This window comes from Synechocystis sp. FACHB-383, assembly GCF_014698605.1.
In the GTDB taxonomy this organism is placed as follows: Bacteria; Cyanobacteriota; Cyanobacteriia; order Cyanobacteriales; family Microcystaceae; genus Synechocystis; species Synechocystis salina.
The window spans coordinates 1-25,651 of the sequence record NZ_JACJTJ010000051.1; the positions used below are offsets into that span (position 1 = coordinate 1).

Consider the following 25,651-nt stretch of genomic DNA (forward strand, 5'->3'; position numbering starts at 1 on the left):
GGGCGAGACTAAAACGTTATGTTTCCCAACTTGTTAGTAAGGGAGAATCGCTAATTTCTGCATTGGATATAGCTTTGCGAGAATTGTCCTAACTATCTCGTTCTTTGCTATATTTTCTGTGATTATTTGCCAGAACCACTGCTTCTTGCCTTTTTTGATCGCTTAGCACAGAGTGTAGGGAGATCACCGCAGCCCTTCCCAAAAACAACTCTCCACCTTCAGAGTCTGCAAGGTACTCTGGAACTTCGCGTCAGCCATGCTGGAAGTGGAATGATCGGACAGGTAGTTAAGCTTGACATAACATACGGGGAGAAGACGCATTCCTGGGCATTTAAAGCCTTTTTCGAGCCGGATTTCGTCTGGCAACATGGCGTTTGGTCTGAGATACCAGTAGGAATATATTTGCAATCCCAGCATGTCACCCGTGACGTAGCGCAGTTCCATGCCGCTGGACTCACCTGGATGCTGTGTGAATGGATTGAACCGGATGATTGTCCTAAAACTCGCCCTGGACGCTCCTATGATAGTCTAGCTCAACAGCAGCAACTCACCCCCCTTAATCCTCTCAACTACGCCAACTACAGTCGCCATGGCATTCGCCTTGATCTCGGCGGCATTCAGCGGATCTACTGGGGACGAAGAATTCGCGATTTTGCTTACACGCTGGTTTTTTATCACAGGCGAGTCCATCGGGAAGGATGGCACTTTCTCAGTCCCTATCTCAATTGTTGGACTCTCCGCTACCTTCTGGCAAGGGTGAAATGGTTGCTGTTTCTAAGAGAACCAACGTGCGCATTTGAACAAAAAGTTACAGTTTCGGACGAAAAGCCTTCAAGGCAAGGGTCTCAAGAATCTTGAGGTGCAGCATGGCTTAGTATTAGCAACGGAAAAATTTTGGGAGTTAAGGGCGGCGTAGAGGGGCGAAACTAGGGTCAATAATTTTCACCCCAATGCCGGGAAACTTGATGGCCAAATTAGCCTTGTGGCCCTTGCCCAAAATGTGGGTTACAGTGCCTTCGCCAAAATTGTTATGCATTACCCGATCGCCAACGTTCCAGATCAGTTCTTTGGCTGGTTTGGCAGACTGGAAACTGGCTGGTTTCCGGGCCTGTTTTTGGGCAATGGAAGGACCCTTGGGATCGGCGGCGGGGACATGGCGACTATTTTTTCGACCCGTTGAGCCATCGGCCAGTAAATCCGGCGGTAATTCCTGGAGGAATTGGGAGGGAATTTTTGTTTCCAAAGAACCCCAGACGTAACGCATGCGGGCATGGGTTAAAAAGAGATTTTCTTGGGCCCGGGTAATGCCCACGTAGCATAGACGACGTTCCTCCTCCAGATCCAAGGGATCGTTTAAGCTGCGGGCGTGGGGACAGGTGCCCTGCTCCAACCCCACCAAAAAGACCACTGGAAATTCCAAGCCCTTGGCAGAATGGAGCGTCATGAGAGAAACTTCATCGCCGGATTCCTCCAAGTCATCAAGGTCGGAGGTGAGGGATGCCGAAGCCAAAAACTCCACTAGGCTGGGATCTTCACTTTCCGCTTCAAACTGTCGCACGGCATTGTCCAATTCCCCCAGGTTGGCTAGGCGATTATCCGCTTCTTCTGTGCTTTTTTGCCTGAGATCTTCCACATAGTTGGATTTTTCTAATACCAAATTGAGGGCTTCCGACGCCGAAAGGTCACCAACCTGGCTTTGGATCTCCTGGAGCATGCGGGCAAATTGCAGCGTTTTTTTGGCTGATCGCCCGGCTAGGGTATTCACAGAAGTTTCGTCGGTGATAATTTCCCACAGGGGAATGTCCAATTCTTTGGAGGCATTGACGAAACCCTCAATGGTGGACTTACCAATGCCCCGTCGGGGAGTATTGATAATCCGTAACAAGCTGACCGTATCCGCCGGATTCACCAATACCCGGAGGTAAGCAATGGCATCTTTGATTTCCTGGCGATCGTAAAAGCGAAAACCACCGACAATATTGTAGCGAATATTATTATTTAATAACTGCTCTTCAAAGGCCCGGGATTGGGCATTGGTGCGATACAAAATGGCAAAGCTGCCAAAGTTTAGTTCGGGATTATTTTTCTTTAAAGTTAGGATTTTATTAATTACGAAACGGGATTCATCTCGTTCATCATCGGCTTGGTAAAGGATAATATCATCTCCGCCGCTGCGGGTAGCCTTTAGCACCTTATCAATGCGTTGGCTATTATGTTCAATTAAATGGTTAGCCGCCTGGAGAATATTTTCCCGGGAACGGTAATTCTCCTCTAGCTTAACCATGGTGGTGGTTTGTTCATCCACCAGGCGATCACCAAAATCATCCTGAAAATTGAGCAGAATGGTAAAGTCCGCCATGCGGAAACTGTAAATAGATTGGTCCGCATCCCCCACCACAAAAGTGGAGCGTCCCCGCCAATCCCACTCCGATCGTCGTTCTTCCCCATTAGTACTTAGTAAGCGAATTAAATCATACTGAATGCGATTAGTGTCTTGGTATTCGTCCACCAAAATATGATTAAACTTGCGGTGCCAGTAGCCTAAAACGGATTCATTTTGTTGGAATAAACGGGTGGGAATGAGAATTAAATCATCAAAATCTAGGGCATTATTGGCCGCCAATTGGTTTTGGTAAGCTTGGTAAACTTCCGCAATAACTCTGCCTTTATAGCTGCGATTTTCCCGTAGATAAATTTCCGGTGATTGCCCGAGGTTTTTAGCATTACTGACCTGGTAGCGGATGCTCTTAGGATTGAACTGTTTTTCGTCCAAATCCATATCTTTAGTGACAATGGTCTTAAATAAACTTTGCACGTCACTTTCATCGAAAATGGAAAATTGTTTTGTCCAACGGCGGCCACTGGTGTCCTGATATTTATCAATATCGTAGCGGAGAATACGAGAACATAGACTGTGGAAAGTGCCAATCCAGAGGGGTTTCGTAACTGTTTTGTACACCCTGGAAAGCAACTGTTTTTGTTCATATTCCCCCAACAATTCCCAGCGTTGATTAAATTCCTGCTGGGCCCAGGTTTGGGCAAAGATCTTTTCCAACCGTTCCTTCATTTCCTTGGCGGCTTTATTGGTGAAGGTGACCGCCAAAATATTTTCCGGATTGATACGATGTTGACGAATGAGGTGGGCAATGCGGTAGGTTAGTGCTCTGGTTTTCCCCGAGCCGGCCCCGGCCACTACTAGGAGGGGACCACAAAAATGCTCCACCGCCCGTCTTTGGGAGGGATTAAGATGGGCAAGGTAGTCGGGGACAACAGTCATGGGCACACTAAGCTCAAGGTTCAATCAACAATTAAGTTTAGCAATCAACCAAGGGAAATTATTTTTTGCTGTCGTCCTTTTCTATTTCCACTGCCTGTTGTTGATAGGTCTACGCCACAATCTGCCAATCTGAACTAACATCGCCCCTAGCTATCGGATTCCGCTTCAAAGCTATCGGAACTGAGGCGAGCCTGTTTAATCAAGGCTTCGGGGCTAACATTGTCGAGAAAATTGCGAAAAGCTTGTCTTTCCTCTTCGTCCGCATCCCGATCCACCGGAATGGAAGCATCAGCCAATACTTCTTCCATCACCCAAATGGGACTATCCATCCGCAGGGCAAGGGAAATGGCATCACTGGGGCGGCAGTCAATTTCCCTGATTTGATCCCCCTGCACACAGCAGAGCACGGCGTAAAAAGTGTTGTCCTGCAGGGAATGAATGATAATTTTTTTGAGGTCCACATCCCAGGTAGTGAGGAGATTAACCATCAGGTCATGGGTGAGGGGACGACTAGGTTTTTGATTTTCTAAGGCTCCGATAATCGAACGGGCCTGGTCTTGGCTAATGTAAATAGGTAATGCCCGCCGTTCAGATCCATCCTTGAGCAATACGATGGGACTGCGACTTACCGCATCGAGGGCAATGCCAGCTACTCTCATCTCAATCATTGGGTAGATCCTCTGGGGAACATTGACAGCACAATGCAGGATTTTATTTTAACCCACTCCCTCTCCCGCCTGGGCAATGGCATTGATAGTAGGTTGTTCAGCGTGGGCAGTTCCTCCTAAGATGGGGAAGATTGGCAATGGCACATTACTGCTGGTGGTGGGAAGCGTACATTAATGAAAATTATTTTGACTGGGGTGACGGGCTTTGTGGGGCGTTCTTTGGTGCCCCTGCTACATCAACAGGGCCATGAGCTAACTTTGTTGGTGCGTAGTGTGCCCAAGGCCCAACGGTTATTTCCCCCCAGTAGTTTCCCCCAGTTAAAGGCGATCGCCTATGAAGCGACGGAGAGTGGTCCCTGGCAGGAACAGGTCAATGGCCAGGATGCGGTGATTAATCTGGCGGGGGAACCCATTTCGGAACGGTGGACGGAAGCTTACAAAACCGCAATTTTTGATAGTCGGAAACTAGGTACGGAAAAGTTGGTGGAAGCGATCGCCAAAGCAGAACGGAAGCCCCAGGTAATGATTTCCGGGTCAGCCATTGGCTACTACGGCACTAGCGAAACAGAGATTTTTACGGAAAGGAGTCCAGCGGGGGATGATTTTCTGGCCGAAGTTTGTCAGGCGTGGGAAAATGCCGCCCACCCAGTAGAGTCCTTGGGGGTTAGGTTAGTGATCTTGCGCATTGGCATTGTACTGGGGGCCGATGGCGGTGCGTTGGGCAAAATGTTGCCACCGTTTAAATTATTTGCGGGGGGACCTCTGGGCAGTGGAGAACAATGGTTTTCCTGGATTGATCGGCGGGATTTGGTTGCTCTGATTGACAAGGCCTTGACTGACCCATCACTGCGGGGTACCTTTAACGCCACAGCGCCCAATCCGGTCAAGATGAAGGAATTTTGCCATACCCTGGGGAAAGTGTTAGCCCGTCCTTCCTGGTTGCCGGTGCCGGATATTGCTTTGGAATTACTCCTAGGAGAAGCGGCCAAGTTGGTGCTGGAAGGGCAACAGGTTTTACCAGAGGCGATCGCCAAAACAGATTTTCAATTCCAAGCGCCAGACCTAGAAACCAGTCTGCGGCAAATTTTGGCAAGTTAATATCCATATCTATCAGCAGGGATAAGCCTAATTAAGGTGCTAGGATGCTCTGATGCCCATTGATTTCGGTTTCCGCTGTGGCCCAGGTAATTGTCGAAAACCTCTACAAAAGTTTCCCTCCCCAAGGCAAAAATCAGGCTAAGGAAGGGGCTCCGGTAAATGTGCTCAAGGCCATTAACCTAGAAATTGCCGATGGGGAATTTATGGTCCTGGTGGGCCCCTCCGGTTGTGGCAAAAGTACTCTCCTGCGGTTAATTGCGGGTTTAGAAACTGTGACAGGGGGCCAAATTTACATTGGCGATCGCCGGGTCAATGATTTACCCCCCAAGGCCAGGGACATTGCCATGGTGTTCCAAAGCTATGCCCTCTATCCCCATCTGAGCGTTTACGACAACATTGCCTTTGGTTTGCGGCGCATGCCTGATCGGGAAAATAGTCAGACTGAGGATAAATTACCCCGCTGGGTAGGGGACAGCTTACGGGGCATCACCAAGCCGTTGCCCAAGTCTTTGCATTATCTGTCAGCCCAGGAAAAGGTGTTGGCTCAACGGGTCAACCAAGTGGCCCAACAATTGCAAATCGATCATTTGCTAGACCGTCTGCCCAAACAATTATCCGGTGGGCAAAAGCAACGAGTGGCCCTCGGTCGGGCGATCGCCAGGAATCCTCAGGTCTTTTTGATGGATGAACCCCTGTCCAACCTGGATGCCAAATTGCGAGCGGAAACCCGCAGTCAGATTGTGCAAATTCAGCGGCAACTGGGCATCACCACCATTTACGTCACCCACGACCAAACCGAAGCTATGACCATGGGCGATCGGATAGCGGTGCTCAACCAGGGGGTAATCCAACAGATTGCGCCCCCTTTAACTTTGTACAATCAGCCCGCCAACCGTTTTGTGGGGGAATTTATCGGTTCTCCTCCCATGAACTTTTTTACCCTCAAAGTGGCATCGGCTACAGTGCTGCAACATCCCGCCTTTGCCCTAAATCTGCCGGCAAAATGGCACGAACTAGTGGCTCCCTACGTGGGTCGTTCCCTAATTTTGGGAGTAAGGCCAGAAAGTTTTGTCCTTAGCGCCGAAGGATCCGACGCTTTCCCTGTGAAAGTAAATTTGGTGGAAGCCCTCGGTAACGATACTTTTATCTATGCCCATTTAGTGACGGAACCGGAGCTAACCCTACAGGCTCGCATTGCCCCTGATCATCTGCTCCAGGTGGGGGAACAACTCTGGTTGGCGATCAACCCTGAAAAAATCCATCTGTTTGACGCGAAAACTGAACAGGCGATCAATCAACGCTAGGAAGATTAAGGATTCTGAAAGTGGACTTGAAAAGGAAACAAAACGGACTATCAGCCAAAGCCAATTTTCCCACCATTCAGCCGAGGTTAATAAAAAAACAAGATAAACTGGGGCTGAGTCCGCCCAAACCTATCAGACCCTTACCAGCCAATGGATCTGCTCTGCACCCGCCCCGGTTGTGCCCGTTTAAATTCTTTTCCTGACCTGGATAATCGCAACACCTTGCAAACAGTGCAACAAAGGTTTTGCACCAGTTGTCGGATGCCGCTGATTTTGGCCGGTAGATATTTGCCGGTGAAACTTTTAGGACAGGGAGGTTTTGGGGCCGCCTATCTTGCCCTAGACCGGTTTACCCCCACCATGCGTTTTTGCGTGGTTAAGCAATTTCAACCGTCGGGGAATTTAAATCAAGAGCAATTGGATTTAGCTTTATCCCTGTTTGAACGGGAAGCGGTGGTGTTGGAAAAGTTGGGCAATCGCCATGATCAGATTCCCGATTTGTTTGCCTACTTTCCCCTGTTGGTGGACGATCCCCGCACTGGGAAACAGGATCAATTTTTTTATTTGGTGCAGGAATTTATTAACGGTCAGGATTTGGAAAAAACCGTTGAAAAACACGGTCCCATGGCGGAAGCAGAAGTGCTGTGGGTGCTGACGGAAATGCTCAAAATTCTTAGTTTCGTCCACGGCACCGGAGCGATCCACCGGGATATTAAGCCATCTAATTTAATGCGGGACCAAGAGGGCAAATTGTACCTGTTGGATTTTGGGGCAGTGAAGCAGGCAACCGCCGGGGTGGGGACAAGCAACGAAAGTTCCACGGGGATTTACTCCATGGGTTTTGCGCCGCCGGAACAAATGGCTGGCAACCAGGTTTATCCCGCCACGGATTTATATGCTTTGGCTGTAACTTGTCTTTATCTGTTAACGGGCAAAACGGCCCAGGATTTGTATGACGCTTACCATAACCAATGGAATTGGCGATCGCCTGGTTTGCAGGTTAGTCAACCTTTGGCCGATGTGATTGATCGTTTGCTTTTACCCACCCCCAAGGACCGTTACGCCAGTGCCGACGAGGTCTTGGCAGTTCTCAACGGTGGTAAGGGCAATCAGGGTAAATCTCCACCGGGGGCCGTAGCATCCACTCCCCAAGGTGCCAATACCCAAATTCAACCAACCCCAGCAAGTTCTGCTCCAACTCCAGCCCCCCCCAAAACCCCGGGTAAAATTAGCCAAGCGGTGCAAAATTTGCCGGTTATCAAAGTTCTGTTCCAAGGGGCTTTAACCGGTTCCGTCGTAGTTTTTTGGGGCATTATTGCTGTCACCCTCTTTCCCCAAACCAATATTAGTCTAGGTATTTTGGGCATGGTGGTGGCGGGAATAATTTTTGCCCAATTTAAGCGCTGGTTAGAAGTAACAGAAATGTTGAGCCTCAATACCCTAACCATTTTGGCTTTATTAGCCGTGCCGGGTTTGAGCCGCTGGCCCGTGATCGTCGAATTGGCGGCCCAATTGGATTTTCCCGTCCTTGTCACGGTCATTATTGCCGCCATGGCCGGGGCGATCGCCGTTATGGCCACCATTGCTCTGTTTTTGCTAATTCTCAAATTGTTATTTGCGGTTTTAAGTAAGGTTTAAACTGCCACCTTGGGCCGAGAAAAAATTACCTGTAAACGGTCTAGATCCAACTCATCAAAGCGGTCCACGGCCCAGTTCGCTTGCCGTTGCATGAAGTGATAGGGGTAGGTGTGGGCAATGCCAACCACCCCAATGCCGGCCTTTTTCGCCGCTTCAATGCCAGCAAAGGTATCCTCGATCGCCAGACAATTTTCCGGCAAGAGGGGAGCGGTATCATCCAATAGGCTATCGGCCACCGCTTGGCTTTGACGCCATTGATTGAGTTTGGTGATGGCCAGTTGATAACCGTCCGGTTGGGGTTTGCTCGCAGTAATATCATCCCCCGCCACAATGACCGGAAAGTACGATGCTAGCCCAGACCGGTTTAGGACATATTGCACTTCCGCCCTCACAGCCCCCGTCACCAAGGCGATCGCCAATCGTTGTAACTGCAACTTTTCCAGAAAATCCTTCAGTCCGTCATAGATAGGTAGGGTTTCCACGGCCACCAATTTTTGATGGTAGCTCTCCGCTTTGCGGTCAATTAACTTTTGCAGATAGGCTTCCGTTAACCCCCGACCCCGATGCTCAAACAAATCCACCAAACAGGCCCGGTCACTGCGGCCTAAACAAAATTGTTGGTAATCGGCTGGGGTGAGGGGACGCAAATTTTCCGTGAGGAGCAACTCGTCAATTAGGGCCCGGTGAATGGCTTCGTCGTTGATCACCACGCCATTAAAGTCTAATAACACTGCCTTTAACATTTGATGGTCTCCTCTTGCTCCCTAGGCCGATGGGACTGGCACCCCAGCACCCCACATCACCATGGTAATCTTTCCTTCGCCGGAGCCAAGTATTAATACCCATCTCCGCTAAAATCGGTTCAGGGTCAGGTCAGCCCCAAGGTTAGTTCGCTGTCAATTTTGGTAACTCTTCCATGGAAAAACTGTACGAAGGCAAGGCTAAAATCCTTTACCCCACAGAGGATCCAGATGTACTGCTAACTATTTTTAAAGACGACGCCACCGCCTTTAATGCCCAAAAAAAAGGCCAGATCCAGGGCAAAGGAGCCATCAACTGCGCCATTTCAGCGGCCCTATTCCGCTGGCTAGAAACCCTAGGGATTCCCACCCATTACCTTGACTGCCCCCAAAACAATCAAATGTTGGTCAAAGCGGTGAAAATCATTCCCTTGGAGGTGGTAGTGCGTAATATTGCCGCCGGTAGTCTTTGTAAGCAAACTGGTTTGAAGGAAGGCTTGGTCTTGGCCAACCCGCTGGTGGAGTTCTACTTTAAAGATGATGCCCTAGGGGATCCCCTGCTGACTTGGGAGCGGGCCTTGCTCTTGGGGGTCACCGATGAAGCGGGATTGCAGACCCTCAAGGACTTGGCCCTAAATATTAACCAGCATCTCCAACGATTCTTTGCCCAGTGCGACATTACCCTGGTGGACTTCAAGTTAGAATTCGGCGGCGATCGCCAGGGGAGGATTATTTTAGCCGATGAAATTAGTCCGGATACCTGTCGTTTGTGGGATAACACCCAGACCGATCCCCAGGCCAGGGTGTTGGACAAAGATCGTTTCCGGCGGGATTTGGGCGAAATTGAATCCGCTTACCAAACGGTGGAAAAACGGGTTTTAAGCCAAATTGAGCGCCTGCAGTCCCAAATAGGTGCCTCCTGATCGCCCTTGCTTGGTTTGGAACCTTTCCAACGGGTCTGGGTCAACCTACCAGTTTAAAACCTTGCACAAACGGCTTGTCAGGAAACCGACGGGACTCGATAATGGGCAAGCAATCGCGGCGAATCCCTAGCCATCGCGGCGTTGTTTTTGGGTATTTTTTCGTACCCCCTGTGTCTGTATCAATATCAATGGCTTGAATTGGGTGTCAGGACGTGTCAAACCAGAACAAAAGCGTGACTCTTTCTCCTTACTATCGACTTCTTTTGTTAACCAGTGGTCTTGTTCTGGGGGCATCTCCAGCCCAGGCAACTCAGCCATTTTCCCCCCTCAATATGTTGGCCGACGGGGACAGCACGGAGCTATTGGTTTCCCCATCTCCGGAACTTAATTTTCCCGGCCCCACTTCCGAATCGGAGGCCTTTGGATCGTCTTCCCCCCAGGAAATTGTCTCCCCCATTGATGCGACCAATACGGCGATCGAGGTTCTGCCCCCGGAAACTGCAGATATGGAGGTTGGGGCTGGCAATTTGGATAGAGCGGTGGATGATCTTGCTTCCATGGCATCTATTGAGTCCGTCAAGGCAGTCAAAGATACGGCATCCCTCCCCGCCATGGCCCAGGGTGAGCAGGAATCTGTAGCAACAACAGCGACGTCAACTAGTCCCATAGACCAGCTTGGGAACGACTCTCCATTAATGGCCCAAGCCCCTGTGGAAGAGCAGGTAGAAGAGGTGGAAATGGAGACCACCATTGAACAAGAAACGGTGGAGGAAGCCCCTACCTTCACCCCCGATGCCCCTCCCACCACCACCGAAGGTACTCCGGGGCCGACCCAGACCCTACCCAGTTTTACCCCTCCGGCCAGCCCCAGCACCACCACTCCAGCCCCGGCCCAGGACGAACCAAGGGTATTGGTCAGTGAAGTATTAGTTACCGGCACCACCCCGGAACTGGAGCTGTTAGTTTATAACGCCATTCGTACCCAACCCGGCCGCACAACTACCCGCAGTCAGTTGCAAGAGGATGTCAACGCTATCTATGCCACCGGTTACTTTAGTAATGTGCGGGTAGCTCCCAGTGATACACCCTTGGGAGTGAGGGTGACCTTTGAAGTGCAGGCCAACCCAGTTTTCACCGGCTTGAATATACGCACAGTGCCAGAAGTGGCTGAAGGGAAGGAACGAATTCTGCCCCAGGAAGTAGTGGACGAAACCTTTGGGGACCAGTACGGCAAAATCCTCAACCTGCGGGAATTACAAGAGGGGATTAAAACCATCAATGAATGGTATTCCAACCAGGGTTATGACCTGGCCCAGGTGGTGGGGTCTCCCCAGGTGGGAGCCGATGGCCAAGTCACTCTGGTTATTGCCGAGGGTATTGTGGAAAATATCCAAGTGCGCTTTTTTGACTCGGAAGACGAGCCAGTGGAGGGCAGAACCAGGGATTTCATTATCACCAGGGAAATGCGCCTGAAGCCGGGGGACGTTTTTAACCGCAATCGCGCCCAAACGGATTTACAGCGGGTGTATAGCCTGGGACTGTTTGAAGATGTCAGGCTGTCTTTTAACCCTGGTACCGATCCCACGGAGGTAATTGTCAACGTCGATGTGGTGGAAGGTAATACGGGCTCCATCGCCGCTGGGGGGGGTATCAGTAGCACCAGTGGGCTGTTTGGTACCATTAGTTACCAGGAAAAAAATCTGGGGGGTAACAACCAAACCATTGGGGTGGAAGCCCAGGTGGGTCAAAGGGAGCTTTTGTTTGATGTCAGTTTTACCGACCCGTGGATTGGGGGCGATCCATTCCGTACTTCCTACACTGCCAACCTTTTCCGCCGTCGGACCATTTCCCTCGTATTCGACGGGGCCGATTCTTCCATTCGTACCTTTAACGGCTTTGACAGTCCCAGGGTAGTGCGTACTGGTTTAGGACTAACCTTTTTTAGACCGATCGCCGATGATGTGTTTTCCCCTCCGGATTGGCGTTTGTCAGCGGGTTTTGGTTACCAGAATGTCCGCATTGAGAATGCCGCCGGTGCCCTGTCTCCCTTTTCCGCGCCTTTAAATGGCTTTAATTCCCAGCCCCTCTCCTTTAGCGACTACGGGGTAGACGAGCTGTTCACCCTCTCCTTTGGTGCTTCCCAAGATAACCGCAACAATGCCTTGCAACCCACCAGTGGTTCCCTAGTGCGCTTTGGGGCAGAACAAACCATTCCCGTTGGCACCGGCAATATTATGATGACCCGGTTGCGGGGTAGTTATAGCTACTACATCCCGGTTAACTGGCTGGATTTGACGGGCTTTGGCTTTGTGGAGTCCACCCAACCCCAAACGGTGGCTTTCAACGTGCAAGCGGGGACTGTGTTAGGGGATTTACCGCCCTATGAAGCGTTTATTTTAGGGGGTAGTAACTCGGTGCGGGGTTACCAGGAAGGAGAACTGGGCAATGGTCGTAGCTTCTTCCAGGCCACAGCGGAGTACCGTTTCCCCATTATTGCGGCGGTGGGAGGGGCCCTATTTGTGGACTACGGCTCTAACCTTGGTTCCCAGGGGGCAGTACCAGGCTTTCCGGCCATCGTCCGGGGTTTACCGGGTTCCGGCGTGGGCTATGGCTTCGGAGTGAGAATCCAGTCCCCGGTGGGCCCCATCCGCATTGACCTCGGCTTTACTGGAGAGGGAGAATCCCGCATTAACTTCGGCATTGGTGAGAAGTTCTAGGGCAAAACTCGACCCACTATTGGACAGATCCGCCGCTAACTTGAGACAATACTTCCAGCTAGAGCCTAGAAAGAGTGGGCCCGTTGCTAATGCCCGCCTATTTTTTCCCATCGCATGCAAACTTCCCTATCTTCAACGGCGCCGTCTTCGGACAAAGCCCTGGACGATCTTTTGAAAGAGGTTGATCGCCGTCGTAATTTTGCGATCATTTCCCACCCCGATGCAGGGAAAACCACCCTAACGGAAAAATTATTGCTCTATGGGGGGGCAATTCAAGAAGCAGGGGCCGTGAAAGCTCGCCGTACTCAGCGCAGTGCCACGTCTGACTGGATGGCCATGGAGCAACAGCGGGGTATTTCCATCACTTCCACCGTGCTGCAGTTCGACTACCGGGGCAAAATTCTCAATTTACTCGATACCCCCGGGCACCAAGATTTTAGTGAAGATACCTACCGGACTCTGGCAGCGGCGGACAATGCGGTGATGTTAATTGATGCCGCCAAGGGTTTAGAAACCCAGACCCGCAAACTGTTTGAAGTGTGTCGCCTGCGCCATCTGCCCATTTTTACTTTTATCAATAAGCTCGATCGCCCCAGCTTGACCCCCCTGGAATTGATGGACGAAATTGAGCAGGAATTGGGCATGACCACCTATGCCGTTAACTACCCCATTGGCACTGGCGATCGGTTTCGGGGCGTTTACAATCGTTTAACTAAAACTATTCATTTGTTTGAACGCACGGGCACCCACGGTAGTAAAAAGGCTGCGGATCAGACCATGGCTCTGGATGATCCGGCCCTGGAAGCCTTGCTGGGTAGTGATGTGTACGCCGAATTTCAAGATGAGTTGGAATTAATCGAAGAAGCGGGGGCCGAATTTGATTTGGCCGCCGTCCATGCTGGAGAAATGACTCCAGTATTTTTTGGCAGTGCCATGAACAATTTCGGGGTGGAACTATTTTTGCAAGCGTTTTTGCAGTATGCGGCAAAGCCCGAAGCCCACGATAGTAACCAAGGAAAAATTGAGCCCACCTATCCCGAATTTTCTGGTTTTGTGTTTAAACTCCAAGCCAATATGGACCCCAAACACCGGGACCGCATTGCTTTTTTGCGGATCTGTTCCGGCAAATTTGAAAAAGACATGGTGGTAAAACATCCCCGAACGGGAAAAACAGTGCGTTTATCGAGGCCCCAAAAACTTTTTGCCCAGGAAAGGGAATCCGTGGACATTGCCTATGCGGGGGATGTGATTGGTTTAAATAATCCAGGGGCATTCACCATTGGCGATACGGTCCACACTGGCGAAAAATTAGTTTACCCTCCCATTCCTTCCTTTTCCCCGGAGTTGTTTGCCTACCTTAAATCCACCGATCCTAGTCAGTATAAAAACTTTAAAAAGGGAGTAGCGGAGCTACAGGAAGAAGGGGCGGTGCAAATTCTCCAATCCCTGGATGAAAGTAAACGGGATCCCATTTTAGCTGCGGTGGGGCAATTGCAATTTGAAGTGGTGCAGTATCGTTTGCAGGAAGAATACGGAGTAGAAACTCGCCTGGAACCTTTGGGATTTTCCCTTGCCCGCTGGGTGGTGGAAGGTTGGGATGCCCTAGAAAAAGCGGGACGGCTATTTAATACGGTGGTGGTCAAAGACCGCTGGGATGCCCCAGTTTTATTGTTTAAAAATCAGTGGAATTTGGAACAGGTGGCAGGGGATTGTCCCGATTTAAAATTGAGCGCGATCGCCATTCCTCCTTCCTTATAAAAATTCTTGCGAAAAATCCTGTAAAAGACTAAGTTTTAGACCGAAATAATGATCAATTGGACAATATTAAAGCGGGAGTGGTTTCGCAATACGAAGGAAGATTTATTAGCCGGGGCTGTGGTGGGTTTGGCCCTCATTCCCGAGGCGATCGCCTTTTCGATTATTGCTGGGGTTGACCCCAAGGTGGGACTCTATGCTTCCTTCACCATTGCTGTATTGACGGCCTTTTTCGGTGGGCGATCGGGATCGATTTCCGCCGCGACGGGGGCCATGGCCCTATTAATGGTGGATTTAGTCAAAGACCACGGTTTGCAATACCTGTTGGCCGCCACCGTACTGACGGGAATTTTCCAGGTATTGTTGGGGGTTTTCAAAGTTGCCAAGCAAATGCGCTATGTCCCCAGGGCGGTGGTGTTGGGTTACATCAATGCTTTGGCCGTGTTGATTTTTTTGGCTCAGCTACCCCAGCTAGACCCGACTAAGGTTAGTCAATATTGGTTAGTTTATCTAATCCTGGCCTGTTCCCTAGCAATTATTTATATTCTGCCCAGGTTTACCACGATTTTTCCTTCTCCTTTGGTGGCTTTATTTGTGATGACCAATGCCACGATTTTCTTGCAATTAGATGTACCCACCGTGGGAGATATGGGGGAGTTACCTGGAAGTTTACCAATTTTTTTACTACCCCAAATTCCCCTTAGTTGGCAAACTTTACAAATTGTTCTGCCTTACTCCCTCACCCTGGCGATCGTTGGGTTGCTCGCTTCCTTTTTAACTGCATCTTTAGTGGATGAATTGACTGATACTCCCAGCGACAAAAACCGAGAAGCCAAAGGCCAAGGCATTGCCAATATTGTCACTGGCTTTTTTGGTGGCATGGCGGGCTGTGGCATGATTGGCCAATCAGTCATCAATGTGCAATCCGGCGGCCGGGGCCGGTTATCCACCCTTGCGGCGGGAATTTTTCTCCTAATTGCCATTTTGGGATTAAAGGACTGGGTGCAGCAAATGCCTATGGCAACCTTAGTAGCTGTGATGATTATGGTTTCCATTGGAACTTTTCGTTGGTCTTCCCTGCGGGACTTTCGCAAAATTCCCCAGAGCGAAAACATTGTTATGTTTACCACCATGGGGCTAATTATTATTACCCGTAACTTTGCCCTAGGGGTGGCGGCGGGCATTATTATGAGCACGATCTTTTTTACCCGTAAAATTGCCCAACTTGTTTTTGTGGATAGGGTTTTAACCGAGGACGAAAACCATCGTATTTATCATGTCTCTGGTCAAATTTTCTTCGTTTCCAAAGAAGAGTTTCTTGAAGCCTTTGATTTTGACGAATTGGTAGACCGGGTTACTATCAATTTAACCCATGCCCATCTTTGGGACCAAGGGGCAGTGGGCACAGTGGAGCAAATTATGACTAAGTTCCGGCGCAATGGCATTGATGTGGAATTGGTGGGCTTAAACGAAGCTAGTGCGACCCTTTGGCAAAAGTTGACCAAGGAACCGGAACTAAAACTTATCAATTCTTCTGCTGAAAATTAAGACTTAGTATCGGTACTTAAGTAGGGCGAAGTTGGGAGAAGTGGCCATGCTTTTTTATAACTTACACATCACTAATTATTTTTTGGGAATGCTACCATTGTGAAAAATATTTTACTCTGCACTGATGGATCGGATTTCGCCCAACAAAGTTATCCCTATGCCGCTTGGTTGACCAGTAAGTTAGGTGGCAATATCAAGGTTTTATACGTCACTGATATTCGGGCTCAAAAGGCAGTGGAATCGGTCAACTTAAGTGGCAGTATTGGCTTAGGAACTTCTGAAGAATTATTAAAACAATTGGTGGATTTAGAACATACTAAAGCCAAGCTTAATCATCAAAAGGCGAAACTGCTCCTGGCAACGGCGAAAAACGCCCTCCAGCAAGTTGGCATAGAGTCGGTGCAGGTTATGCACAAAACAGGTTTTTTATTGGATTGTCTAGAAGATTTAAAGAGCGATTTTGATGTAATTATCCTTGGTAAAAGAGGGGAAACAGCTAAATTTGCCCAGGGCCATTTGGGAGCCAATATGGAAAGAATTATTCGCAGTATTCCCAAGCCCTGTTTGGTCACTCCAAAACAGTTTCAAACCATTACCAAAGTTCTTTTTGCCTATGACGGTAGTGCCAGTTGCCAAAAAATTCTGCAGTTTTTGACCAATTCTCCCCTGTTGGCTGATTTGCCGCTACACATTGTCACCGTGGGCAAGACTAATCACGATACCCAGGCGATCGCCAATTTGGGTACAGCGGAAAAAGTCTTGGAAAAAGCTGGTTTTAAGCCCCAGGCGGAATTGTTGGTAGGACATGCTGAAGAAGCCATTGTTCGTTACCAGGAAGATAATGCCATTGATTTATTGTTAATGGGGGCCCATGGCCATAGCCGTATTCGCCATTTGGTCATCGGCAGTACCACCGCTCAAGTTCTACGCAAAACTTCCATTCCCGTTCTAACCTTTCGCTAGGGAATTCAACAAATGTTCGGCGATCGCCAATCCGGATAGGGCCGCCCCTTCCACTTTGCCACCATGGAAAGCATCTCCCCCAAAGTAAACTGGGCCAGGAAAATCCCCAAAGAGAAAAGGTTGATCCAGGGGATTTTGGGGATGGCTATAGCGCCAGAGATGTAAATGGGAAGCCAACACCGCTGAGCCTAACCAGAGTTGGGCCGCTTCGGTCATCAACTGGATTACCTGGGCGGCATCGGTTTCTAAATGATGACGACTAAACTCCGGGCTCGCCTGCACCGTCACCCCGTAGCCTTGGGGAGAAATGCCCTTTTTCGTGCTGCAAGCCATCCAAGCTAATGGTTCCCCCGACAACCAGAGACCACCGGGGTCAGGCACCAAACTGGGTTGCTCTAGCAGTAAAGACAAGCTAAAACAAGGGTCATAGGTCACGGTCCCGAAGGTTTGGTGGGCATAATCCGGCAACTTAATGGCCGAAGTCTCAAATAGGTCTAAGGTTTGGGGGAACGGCGCTGTCACCACCAGGCGATCACCTGGATAAACCTGCCCGGAATCACAATGAATCTGCCAAACATTATCCTGCCAGTGAAAAGAATTAACCCTTTCCTGATTAACCACCCTCAAATCCTGGGCGAGGTATTGGGCCAAACTACGATTACTTGGTTCCCCGCGATATAGCTTGACCCCCTGACTACGGATTGCGCCGGTTTCCGTACCCATGCCTTCTGCCCAAACCTTGACCACTCCGGCATTGAGCCAATCCTCTACCCAAGCAAGAAAGAGAGGATCTTGAGCCTTGAAATACTGGGCGCCAAAATCAAAACAGCCCACTGCTTCTCCATGGCGTAATCTCCGGGAAGCTAATCTGCCCCCAACGCCCTTGCCCTTATCCAGCACTGTCACTTCTAAGCCCTGACGTTGAAGCACCACCGCCGCCATTAAACCGCAGAGACCACCACCCACAATAACCACGGATATTTGTTTCATTTCTGTTAACTTTTTGTTAATTTTGATTACCTAATTGTTTCATTTGTCGAACTAGTTAACCCTTTGGTAAGGCCGCAACAACTAGTCAACTATAATGTTAGATGGAAATCAAAATCTTTTCAGGATTTTTATCGAATTCAATGGTGACTCACCATGCAAGGTCCCATCAATGCCACAGCAAAAGTTGCTCCCCACCGTATCTTCAAACTCATTAACTTGATGGCAGTGTTTGGTCTGTTGGGGCAAGTTTTTTGCTTGCAGGGTCCTGCCTTAAGCCAAAATGCCCTCACTGTCTGTGGAGCGGAGACCGGAAGGGTTTATTTACGGAACCGTCCCAGTAATGCCAGCCAAAATGCCAACCGCACCCTTAGCAATGGCACCCCTGTGCAAGGATACGAATACCGCAACGGCTTTGTGTTTGTGGAAACTGCCAATGGTTCCTCCGGATGGGTCACAGAACGCTATCTGTGTGGCGGTTCCCCCGTTGGTGGCTCTCCGGCCTATATTTGCGGCGCCGAAACCGGACGGGTATATTTGCGCGCTCGCCCCAGTAATGCCAGCCAGAATGCCAACCGTACCCTGAGCAATGGCACTGCGGTTAGCACCGAAGGTTACAGTAACGGTTTTTTCTTGGTGGAAACCATGAATGGCATGAGGGGCTGGGTGACGGAACGTTATGTTTGCCCGTAGATCAAGACGGAGATTGGCGGTTGATGCTGACCATTGCTTAACTAGCGGGGATCAACAAAACTTTCCAAAGGTATTCCCGTCTCGTTAGAATCAGAGATAATGCCTGAAATAGTCAGTGAATCATAACCATGTCCATAATGTTGCAAGACCCCCAACTCATTCGTTTTTATCAGAAGTTAACCGATGCGATGGTGGATTTATGGAACCGTAGCCGTTCGATGGAGGAAATCCGCCTCTATGTGGATGGGTTTATTGCCTGTCTGCGTTATAGCAATCAAATCGAACCCTACTTGATCCACCGTCTGGAGGAAGAAGTCTTTGCTTTTTTAAGAGACCCTTCCAACTTTAGTTACTCTGCTTTTGAAACGGAAAAAGACTACGACTATTTTTAGAAAAATTCGGTTAATTCGTTGATCAATTACTCGCCTAGATAGTCTGCAGTTAAAAATAGTTAGAAAAATATACACAAGTAGGACAAGCAAAAATTGATCAATCACCAAAAATGATTCAGCATTAGGAAAGGCAGGCCCGAGGGGATTGTCGTTGTTGCTTCTTTGAAGGTTTTTCCATGCTTGAACAGGACGTTGTCATCGTTGGTGGGGGTTTAGCCGGTTGTCGGGCAGCCCTGGAAATTAAGCGCCTGGCCCCCGATACCAAAGTGGCGATCGTGGCGAAAACCCATCCCATCCGTTCCCATTCTGTGGCAGCCCAGGGGGGCATTGCGGCCAGCCTGAAAAACGTTGATGCGGAGGACTCCTGGGAGGCCCATGCCTTTGACACGGTGAAGGGGTCGGATTATTTGGCGGATCAGGATGCGGTGGAAATTCTCACCAAGGAAGCACCGGAAGTAATTATCGAACTAGAACATTTAGGCGTTCTTTTTTCCCGCCTACCGGACGGCAAAATTGCCCAGCGGGCCTTTGGCGGCCACTCCCACAACCGCACTTGCTATGCCGCCGATAAAACCGGCCATGCCATTTTGCATGAATTGGTTAATAATCTCCGCCGCAATAAGGTGGAAATTTATGATGAGTGGTATGTGATGAAACTCATCTATGAAGATGGCCAGGCTAAGGGCTTAGTAATGTATGAAATTGCCACTGGCCGCATCGAAATTGTCCGGGCCAAGGCGGTGATGGTGGCCACGGGGGGCTACGGTCGGGTTTATAACACCACTTCCAATGACTACGCTTCCACTGGAGATGGTTTGGCCATGGCGGCGATCGCCGGAATACCGTTGGAAGATATGGAATTTGTCCAGTTCCATCCCACAGGGTTATATCCGGTGGGGGTACTGATTTCCGAGGCGGTGCGGGGAGAAGGAGCCTATTTGATTAACAGTGAGGGGCGACGGTTTATGGAAGACTATGCCCCCAGTCGCATGGAGTTGGCCCCCAGGGATATTACTTCCCGAGCGATTACCTTGGAAATCCGAGCGGGGCGGGGCGTGAATGCCGATGGCAGTGCTGGAGGACCCTACGTGTACCTCGATCTGCGCCACATGGGGCGGGAAAAAATTATGAGCCGTATTCCTTTTTGTTGGGAAGAAGCTCATCGCTTAGTGGGCATTGACGCGGTGGAAGAACCAATGCCGGTGCGGCCGACGGTGCATTACTGCATGGGGGGCATTCCAGTAAATACCGATGGTCGGGTCAGGAAAAATGCCAACGAGTTAACAGAAGGATTTTTTGCGGCGGGGGAATGTGCCTGTGTTTCCGTCCATGGGGGCAATCGTTTGGGCAGTAACTCCCTCTTGGAATGTGTAGTTTATGGCCGTCGTACTGGTCGCAGCATTGCCGAATATGTCCAAGGGCGATCGCTCCCGACCATTGACGAAACCGTTTATAAAACCGAGGCCCAAAACCGCCTTGAGCAACTTCTTAACCAGCAGGGTACGGTGCGTATCAGTGCCTTGCGCCAAGCTTTCCAGGATTGCATGACTAGCCATTGCGGGGTTTTCCGTTCTGAATCCGTCATGGCGGAGGGATTGGCCCAGGTGCAAAATCTTAAGGCCCAATACGAGCAAATCTTTTTGGACGATAAACAGCCGCAATGGAATACGGAAATCATTGAAGCTTTGGAACTGCAAAGCATTATGGCGGTGGGGGAATTGATTTTAACTTCTGCCATTCAACGGCAGGAGAGTCGGGGTTCCCATGCCAGGGAAGATTTTTCCAGTCGGGACGATGAACAATTTCTACGCCATACTTTGGCTAGTTTTGAGGGAGAAAAAATCAAAGTTGACTATATGCCGGTGGTGATTAATCGTTTTGAGCCCAAGGAGCGTAAATATTAATTACTAACGGCCAGGATTGGGGCTAGTGCCAGATTGCACTTAAGTTTTACTGGGCATAGTCTTGGCCAAGCCTCTGGGTTAGAATATGCCTGTCAAGTCGTCCTGAAGGGCGAAGTTTTAAACCCGTTTTTTCAATGAGTGATCCCATTATCTGGACTGACGAAGCTACCAGTCGTTTAAAGGAAATTCCCTTTTTCGTTCGTCCTGCCGCCCGCAAGAAAATAGAAAATTTTGCTAGGGAAGCGGGCATCACAGAGATAACGGAAGCCGTTTATGAACAGGCTAAACAAAAATTCAATTAGCCATGCCCTGGTAGTGGGTTAATCTGAATGGTGGCAGTTGAGGTTCAAACCATGGCAGAAGATACCATTTTTGGCAAAATTATTCGTCGGGAAATTCCAGCGGCAATCGTCTATGAAGATGACCTTTGTCTAGCTTTTAAGGACGTTAACCCCCAGGCCCCAGTCCATGTGCTCCTAATTCCCAAAAAGTCTCTGCCCCAATTGTCGGCGGCAACCCCCGAAGACCACGCCCTACTGGGACATCTTTTGCTGAAGGCGAAGGAAGTGGCGGCGGATTTAGGCATTGGCGATCAGTTTCGGCTGGTCATCAATAACGGGGCCGAAGTGGGACAAACTGTGTTCCATCTCCACCTCCATATCCTCGGCGATCGCCCTTTTAGCTGGCCTCCGGGCTAAAGGGTTATGATGGGAAAATAAGCTCACTTAACAATTCTTAACAAGATGCAGTCCTTTTCGCCCCAGATCACCGCACCAACGGGTAATTATTGGCAATGGCAAGGGCACCAAATTTACTATGTCCGGGCAGGACAACCCCAGCCGGATAAGCCCTCTTTACTGCTAGTGCACGGTTTTGGCGCCTCCACTGACCATTGGCGTAAAAACATTGAAGAACTCCAGGAGCAATTCCAGGTGTGGGCCATTGATTTGTTGGGCTTTGGGCGATCGGCTAAACCCGCCCAGGAATATAGTGGTCAACTGTGGGAACAACAGTTACTGGATTTTATTGACCAGATGATTGGCGAAAAAACGGTAGTGGCGGGCAATTCCCTGGGGGGCTACGCTGCCCTCTGTACGGCGGCTAACGGTGGCGACAAAATTGCTGGGGTGGTCTTGCTCAACAGCGCCGGGCCATTTGGGGATCAAATTAGTGAGCGCAGTATCAATTTGGCGCAAAAAATGATCCAAAGTTTGATGCTCCAGCCCCTACCCAGTTATTTGCTATTCCAATATTTGCGCCGCAAACCCACCATTCGGAAGACCCTACAAAAAGTTTACGTAGATCAAACGGCGGTGACCGATCGCCTAGTGGAGGAAATTTACCGTCCTTCCTGCGATGCGGGGGCAGCCCAGGTGTTTGCCTCAGTGTTCAAATCTCCCCAGGGGGAAATGGTGGACAAATTGCTGGCTAAGTTGCAAGCGCCCCTGTTGGTCATTTGGGGAGAGGGGGATCCCTGGATGCGGGTCAAGGAAAGAAGCATCAAGTTTCGGCAACATTATCCCCAGTTAACGGAACATTTTTTACCAGCAGGGCACTGTCCCCACGATGAAGATCCGTCCACCGTCAATCGGCTGATGCGGGATTGGTTAGCTACCATTGGTTAGTCCCCTATCCCTTGGGGTTGATCCCCATCGTTTGCCATGACCCCGTTGACTTTCCGTAACTTAGGTCAATCTAAAGCCCAATCTATTCTGCGGACTTTGGTAACCATTGGCTTTGGTGTTGGATTGGCAATGGGGACGGTGGGGTGTAGTCCCAGTTACTCCCGATCGCCGGTGGTGGAATCTTTGCCCCTGACGGCGCAGGTAACGATTGGCTCGGAAACAATTTTGCTAGAAGTGGCGACAACTCCCACCCAACAGGCCCAAGGCTTGATGTTTCGCACCGAACTAGCTGGCGATCGGGGAATGTTATTCACTTTCCCTGAGCCAAGAATTGCCCGTTTTTGGATGAAAAATACCTTGATTCCCTTGGATATGATCTTTCTGCGGGATGGGCAGATTAAACAAATTATTCCCAACGTGCCTCCCTGCAAAGCGAACCCCTGTCCCAACTACGGCCCCCTCGGCCAAGAGGTTAATCAGGTGCTGGAACTGAAGGCAGGAAGGGCTCAAGAACTGGGCTTGGAAGTCAACCAAGTACTGGAATTTCTGCCCTTATCAGGGGATGTACCCGTCAAATAGTTTGTAGATTGCAGCTTATCGTTAGTATTTGTATTTTTTCAACTTAATACTCAATTTATTCCGACTCCCACCTAGGCTAATTTCCTTCTGGCGATCGCCTCTAGCACCTGGCAAGCATGGCCCTGGCACACACCACAATCAGCCCCTACTCCCGTGGACTCGGACAATTCTTCTAGGGAGGTTATGCCCCGTTGGGCGGCGGCTTCAATTTCTTTATCGCTGATACCCCGGCAAACGCAGATGTACATAAGGGTTCTTCTGTGAACTGTTATAAGAGATTTAACAAAGACTATTGCAAATTATTTTCATTATGCCTCAAGAAGGCAGAAAAAACAATTTTTTGTTGGCTATTTCCCATAGATCGCAAAAAAATTTAAATTAGAATGCGGTGTCTTTAGTTAAATTAAGTCTTATAAATAGAGATGTTTATAGATTAAGAAGCTTCATATTTAATTAAATTATTTGCAAATTTTTGCTGCGTTTCAAGCTCCCAGACTGGGTTTTTCCTTGATATAGCCCGCTCAAATTTCCAGGCTGAGTATCTTAAAATTCTCAAGAAGGATTTCCATTGCTCCCCCATTATGAAGAAAGGCTGGCTGCCAAAGCTTCAGAGGCCATTTCTAGGGAAAATACTAAAATTGCTCAATCCTTTGTCTGACAAGCATTTGGTCTATGCAAGAGATTAGCCACGCCAGAATTATCGGGCGATCCAGAATCTGCTCTTTTTTTGCGGTGTCCCCCAGGCAAATTCTTCAACCGTTGCAAATCATAACTTTCATGACTTAGTAACTCCGATGCCACTAAGTATACTGCAATATTTTTTAATTAGTCTTAACCAGCCAATGACCTTCTACCATCGTTCATAATTCAAAATTTTTCCAGAAGATGGCTAACAAAGAAAGGAATGACCTTAAATTGATTTTGATATAGCTCTACCAATGTCACCGGAGCTTCTACTGGAATCATGCCGGACTGATATTGCAAAACAGTTAGCATATTCCAGAAAGCAAAAAGAGCTGTGGCAAAAACTGCCCATTTCTGCCAGCGTTGACGGGGAAATTTTTGCCAAAAACTGGCTATCCCAAACACAAATAAAAAAGTGCAATTACTAAACATTCTCCCCCCCACACTAGCTCCCTGCCACCAAGACCACCAAGCGGCAATAAAATAAACTTGAGCTAGGAAAGTTACCAAAAAAATGGTGTTTAAACGGGGCAATAGTCGCCAACCCAGCACTAAGCCAACTACAGCTAGTAAGGTTATGGGATGCCAAATAAATAGGCCCCGATGACCGGAGAATAACACTTGCCAAAGGGATGGTTGCAACCAATTAAAGCTGCCCCCATGGCCTGTAGCTTGCCCCTCTTCTAAATAGGGAATGCGGTCAATGCCGCCATACTGCCAAAGATAAATTAATAGCTGGGGAATTTGCATTATTACCGCCACTGTCAGCATTATTAGCAGCGGTTGCCAAAATTTTCTCTGAGTAATATTTCTAAAAATAGTTTGACTTCCGTTTCTCCAATTAATAATTGCTAAGTTATTTTCTTTCTCATTCGATAATTTTCCTTCAAAACTGATCGCCGCCACCAATATAGGTGCGATAAAAAACAGCACATCCTGGGGCCGTACCCAAGCAGCAAAGGCGATCGCCAGCCCGAGAATAATTTGCCAACGGCCATTGGTTAACCAAGGTTTGGTGAATATGCCATATAAAAATAAGGCAATTAGGAAAGCAGAAACGGCGTGGGACATGGACACTTCTATGAATAGGTAGTAGCTCAATGGTGAAGCAAACCAAACTCCTGTCACCGCCAATAAACAACTGAGATGGGAAAAATAACGCCGGGCGAATAAATAACTTAAGGCTAAACCAGTGATGCCTAAACCAACGCTTCCTAAACAGTAAAATAACTCGTATGGCCAGGACATGCCATTGACGGGAATGGCGTTATTGAACTGATGCAAAATCAGAGCAACAAGATGGCCAAAGGCAAAGAATGGTAATAGAATAATGCCTAGGCCCACCGTGTATTTGCTGTATTCTGGAATGGGTCCAAATACCCGGGGACTGCTGTTGAATTGGCCTGCGGTTTCAGCGTAATAACTATATTCGTTATCTACCCTGAGGTTGCCATCAAATAATAAAGACCTCAAGGGGGTGTAATAGCCTAATCCATCACCGTACACCCCAAAGCCAGTGACAAAGAACTTGAGCAAAAAAATCCCTAAAGTAACAGCTATTGCAATTAAAAAGCAGTATTTAAGGTTTTTCTCGTCGTTAATGAAGTAAAAAATTTTACCTACCATTATCTATCCCTTCCATCACACCAATGATCTGTAAATTAAGCTTTCTTTTTTGGTTTGCGCCAGACCCAAAGAAAGTTGGTGGCCATGCTCCAAAAAACGGTAATCATGGTGGCTACGATCGCCGCTATTTTATGATCCCAGCCCAGCTTATTGCCCAAAATCACAATAATTAGACTCCAGAGAAAAAAGCCACTAAAGTTGGCCACATGGTATTCCCAACAGCGTTGCCAAGAAAGGCTGGGATTACGAAAGACCCACAAGTCGATCGCCCCGTAACGAATGATGGTAATAACTTCAGCAGAGAGGACAGAAGCCCAGGTGAGGGTCATACCGAGGGACACCTTGAACCAATCCAGCAGGACAACGTTAAAGACCATGGCGATAATGCCGATGATCCACCAGCGCACCATTGCATTCCGCCACAGGCGTTGTAGATAAATGGGCAAAGTTTCCCTGGTAATCATGGCAAAGTCAGTAAAGGGCAGATAATCCGGCTATTATACTGGTCAATGTTCTAGGAAAATTGGTAT

At 48.9% G+C, this 25,651-nt stretch carries 23 protein-coding genes; 16 read left to right on the top strand and 7 right to left on the bottom strand.

The window, feature by feature from the left end; all coding sequences use genetic code 11:
• Positions 1 to 270 precede the first annotated feature (270 nt).
• Positions 271 to 858, top strand: a complete 588-nt coding sequence (locus tag H6G45_RS16060) for a hypothetical protein (protein ID WP_190599407.1) — start codon at positions 271 to 273, stop codon at positions 856 to 858.
• 43 nt (positions 859 to 901) lie between these two features.
• Here the strand turns inward: H6G45_RS16060 and pcrA are convergent, their stop codons facing one another.
• Together pcrA and H6G45_RS16070 are read right to left on the bottom strand one after the other, a co-directional pair.
• Positions 902 to 3,283 (bottom strand): DNA helicase PcrA, encoded by a 2,382-nt coding sequence (pcrA, locus tag H6G45_RS16065; protein ID WP_347338284.1) that lies wholly within the window; start codon positions 3,281 to 3,283, stop codon positions 902 to 904.
• Between the two features lie 140 nt (positions 3,284 to 3,423).
• On the bottom strand, positions 3,424 to 3,945 hold the full coding sequence (locus tag H6G45_RS16070) for a bifunctional nuclease family protein (protein ID WP_190599409.1): 522 nt from the start codon (positions 3,943 to 3,945) through the stop codon (positions 3,424 to 3,426).
• A 174-nt stretch (positions 3,946 to 4,119) separates the two neighbouring features.
• Here H6G45_RS16070 and H6G45_RS16075 point away from each other — a divergent pair, with 174 nt between their 5' ends.
• From H6G45_RS16075 to H6G45_RS16085, 3 genes are all read left to right on the top strand, one after another.
• Entirely contained in the window at positions 4,120 to 5,043 is a 924-nt protein-coding gene (locus H6G45_RS16075; RefSeq protein WP_190599410.1) for a TIGR01777 family oxidoreductase, read from the top strand.
• A 77-nt stretch (positions 5,044 to 5,120) separates the two neighbouring features.
• Positions 5,121 to 6,347, top strand: a complete 1,227-nt coding sequence (locus H6G45_RS16080; protein ID WP_190599485.1) for an ABC transporter ATP-binding protein — start codon at positions 5,121 to 5,123, stop codon at positions 6,345 to 6,347.
• Between the two features lie 150 nt (positions 6,348 to 6,497).
• A complete protein-coding gene (locus H6G45_RS16085; protein ID WP_190599411.1) occupies positions 6,498 to 7,985 on the top strand; it encodes a serine/threonine-protein kinase in 1,488 nt (495 codons plus the stop codon).
• On the opposite strand, the gene H6G45_RS16090 is transcribed toward H6G45_RS16085, so the two are convergent.
• Positions 7,982 to 8,728 carry an HAD family phosphatase gene (locus tag H6G45_RS16090; RefSeq protein ID WP_190599412.1) on the bottom strand — a complete coding sequence of 249 codons (747 nt, stop codon included), beginning with the start codon at positions 8,726 to 8,728 and terminating at the stop codon, positions 7,982 to 7,984. The genes H6G45_RS16085 and H6G45_RS16090 overlap by 4 nt on opposite strands.
• Before the next feature lie 173 nt (positions 8,729 to 8,901).
• Between H6G45_RS16090 and purC the strand changes: the two genes are divergently transcribed.
• The 5 genes from purC (at position 8,902) to H6G45_RS16115 (ending at position 16,631) form a co-directional block, all read left to right on the top strand.
• Complete coding sequence (gene purC, locus H6G45_RS16095; RefSeq protein WP_190599413.1) at positions 8,902 to 9,648, top strand: phosphoribosylaminoimidazolesuccinocarboxamide synthase; 747 nt, start codon at positions 8,902 to 8,904, stop codon at positions 9,646 to 9,648.
• A 233-nt stretch (positions 9,649 to 9,881) separates the two neighbouring features.
• The gene (locus H6G45_RS16100) at positions 9,882 to 12,365 is read left to right on the top strand and encodes a BamA/TamA family outer membrane protein (RefSeq protein ID WP_347338285.1); all 2,484 of its coding nucleotides are present in this window, start codon (positions 9,882 to 9,884) and stop codon (positions 12,363 to 12,365) included.
• 114 nt (positions 12,366 to 12,479) lie between these two features.
• Entirely contained in the window at positions 12,480 to 14,123 is a 1,644-nt protein-coding gene (gene prfC / locus H6G45_RS16105; RefSeq protein WP_190599415.1) for a peptide chain release factor 3, read from the top strand.
• Between the two features lie 48 nt (positions 14,124 to 14,171).
• Positions 14,172 to 15,668 carry a SulP family inorganic anion transporter gene (locus H6G45_RS16110; protein ID WP_190599416.1) on the top strand — a complete coding sequence of 499 codons (1,497 nt, stop codon included), beginning with the start codon at positions 14,172 to 14,174 and terminating at the stop codon, positions 15,666 to 15,668.
• A 99-nt stretch (positions 15,669 to 15,767) separates the two neighbouring features.
• On the top strand, positions 15,768 to 16,631 hold the full coding sequence (locus H6G45_RS16115) for a universal stress protein (protein WP_190599417.1): 864 nt from the start codon (positions 15,768 to 15,770) through the stop codon (positions 16,629 to 16,631).
• On the opposite strand, the gene H6G45_RS16120 is transcribed toward H6G45_RS16115, so the two are convergent.
• On the bottom strand, positions 16,617 to 17,621 hold the full coding sequence (locus tag H6G45_RS16120; protein WP_190599418.1) for an NAD(P)/FAD-dependent oxidoreductase: 1,005 nt from the start codon (positions 17,619 to 17,621) through the stop codon (positions 16,617 to 16,619). The genes H6G45_RS16115 and H6G45_RS16120 overlap by 15 nt on opposite strands.
• Before the next feature lie 153 nt (positions 17,622 to 17,774).
• Here H6G45_RS16120 and H6G45_RS16125 point away from each other — a divergent pair, with 153 nt between their 5' ends.
• From H6G45_RS16125 to H6G45_RS16155, 7 genes are all read left to right on the top strand, one after another.
• A complete protein-coding gene (locus tag H6G45_RS16125; RefSeq protein ID WP_190599419.1) occupies positions 17,775 to 18,311 on the top strand; it encodes an SH3 domain-containing protein in 537 nt (178 codons plus the stop codon).
• 137 nt (positions 18,312 to 18,448) lie between these two features.
• Entirely contained in the window at positions 18,449 to 18,703 is a 255-nt protein-coding gene (locus H6G45_RS16130) for a DUF6761 family protein (protein WP_190599486.1), read from the top strand.
• Between the two features lie 176 nt (positions 18,704 to 18,879).
• Positions 18,880 to 20,607, top strand: coding sequence for a succinate dehydrogenase/fumarate reductase flavoprotein subunit (locus H6G45_RS16135; RefSeq protein ID WP_190599420.1), 1,728 nt, complete (start codon positions 18,880 to 18,882; stop codon positions 20,605 to 20,607).
• A gap of 134 nt (positions 20,608 to 20,741) precedes the next feature.
• Positions 20,742 to 20,909 carry a PCP reductase family protein gene (locus tag H6G45_RS16140; RefSeq protein WP_190599421.1) on the top strand — a complete coding sequence of 56 codons (168 nt, stop codon included), beginning with the start codon at positions 20,742 to 20,744 and terminating at the stop codon, positions 20,907 to 20,909.
• Positions 20,910 to 20,960: 51 nt separating this feature from the next.
• Positions 20,961 to 21,305 carry a histidine triad nucleotide-binding protein gene (locus H6G45_RS16145; RefSeq protein WP_190599422.1) on the top strand — a complete coding sequence of 115 codons (345 nt, stop codon included), beginning with the start codon at positions 20,961 to 20,963 and terminating at the stop codon, positions 21,303 to 21,305.
• A gap of 45 nt (positions 21,306 to 21,350) precedes the next feature.
• On the top strand, positions 21,351 to 22,232 hold the full coding sequence (locus tag H6G45_RS16150) for an alpha/beta fold hydrolase (RefSeq protein ID WP_190599423.1): 882 nt from the start codon (positions 21,351 to 21,353) through the stop codon (positions 22,230 to 22,232).
• A 36-nt stretch (positions 22,233 to 22,268) separates the two neighbouring features.
• On the top strand, positions 22,269 to 22,811 hold the full coding sequence (locus H6G45_RS16155) for a DUF192 domain-containing protein (RefSeq protein ID WP_190599424.1): 543 nt from the start codon (positions 22,269 to 22,271) through the stop codon (positions 22,809 to 22,811).
• Between the two features lie 71 nt (positions 22,812 to 22,882).
• On the opposite strand, the gene H6G45_RS16160 is transcribed toward H6G45_RS16155, so the two are convergent.
• The 3 genes from H6G45_RS16160 to H6G45_RS16170 form a co-directional block, all read right to left on the bottom strand.
• Entirely contained in the window at positions 22,883 to 23,059 is a 177-nt protein-coding gene (locus H6G45_RS16160; RefSeq protein ID WP_190599425.1) for a (2Fe-2S)-binding protein, read from the bottom strand.
• A gap of 619 nt (positions 23,060 to 23,678) precedes the next feature.
• On the bottom strand, positions 23,679 to 25,121 hold the full coding sequence (locus H6G45_RS16165; protein ID WP_190599426.1) for a hypothetical protein: 1,443 nt from the start codon (positions 25,119 to 25,121) through the stop codon (positions 23,679 to 23,681).
• 35 nt (positions 25,122 to 25,156) lie between these two features.
• Positions 25,157 to 25,585: a GtrA family protein gene (locus H6G45_RS16170; RefSeq protein WP_190599427.1), complete on the bottom strand. Its 429-nt coding sequence runs from the start codon at positions 25,583 to 25,585 to the stop codon at positions 25,157 to 25,159.
• Between the last annotated feature and the right edge of the window lie 66 nt (positions 25,586 to 25,651).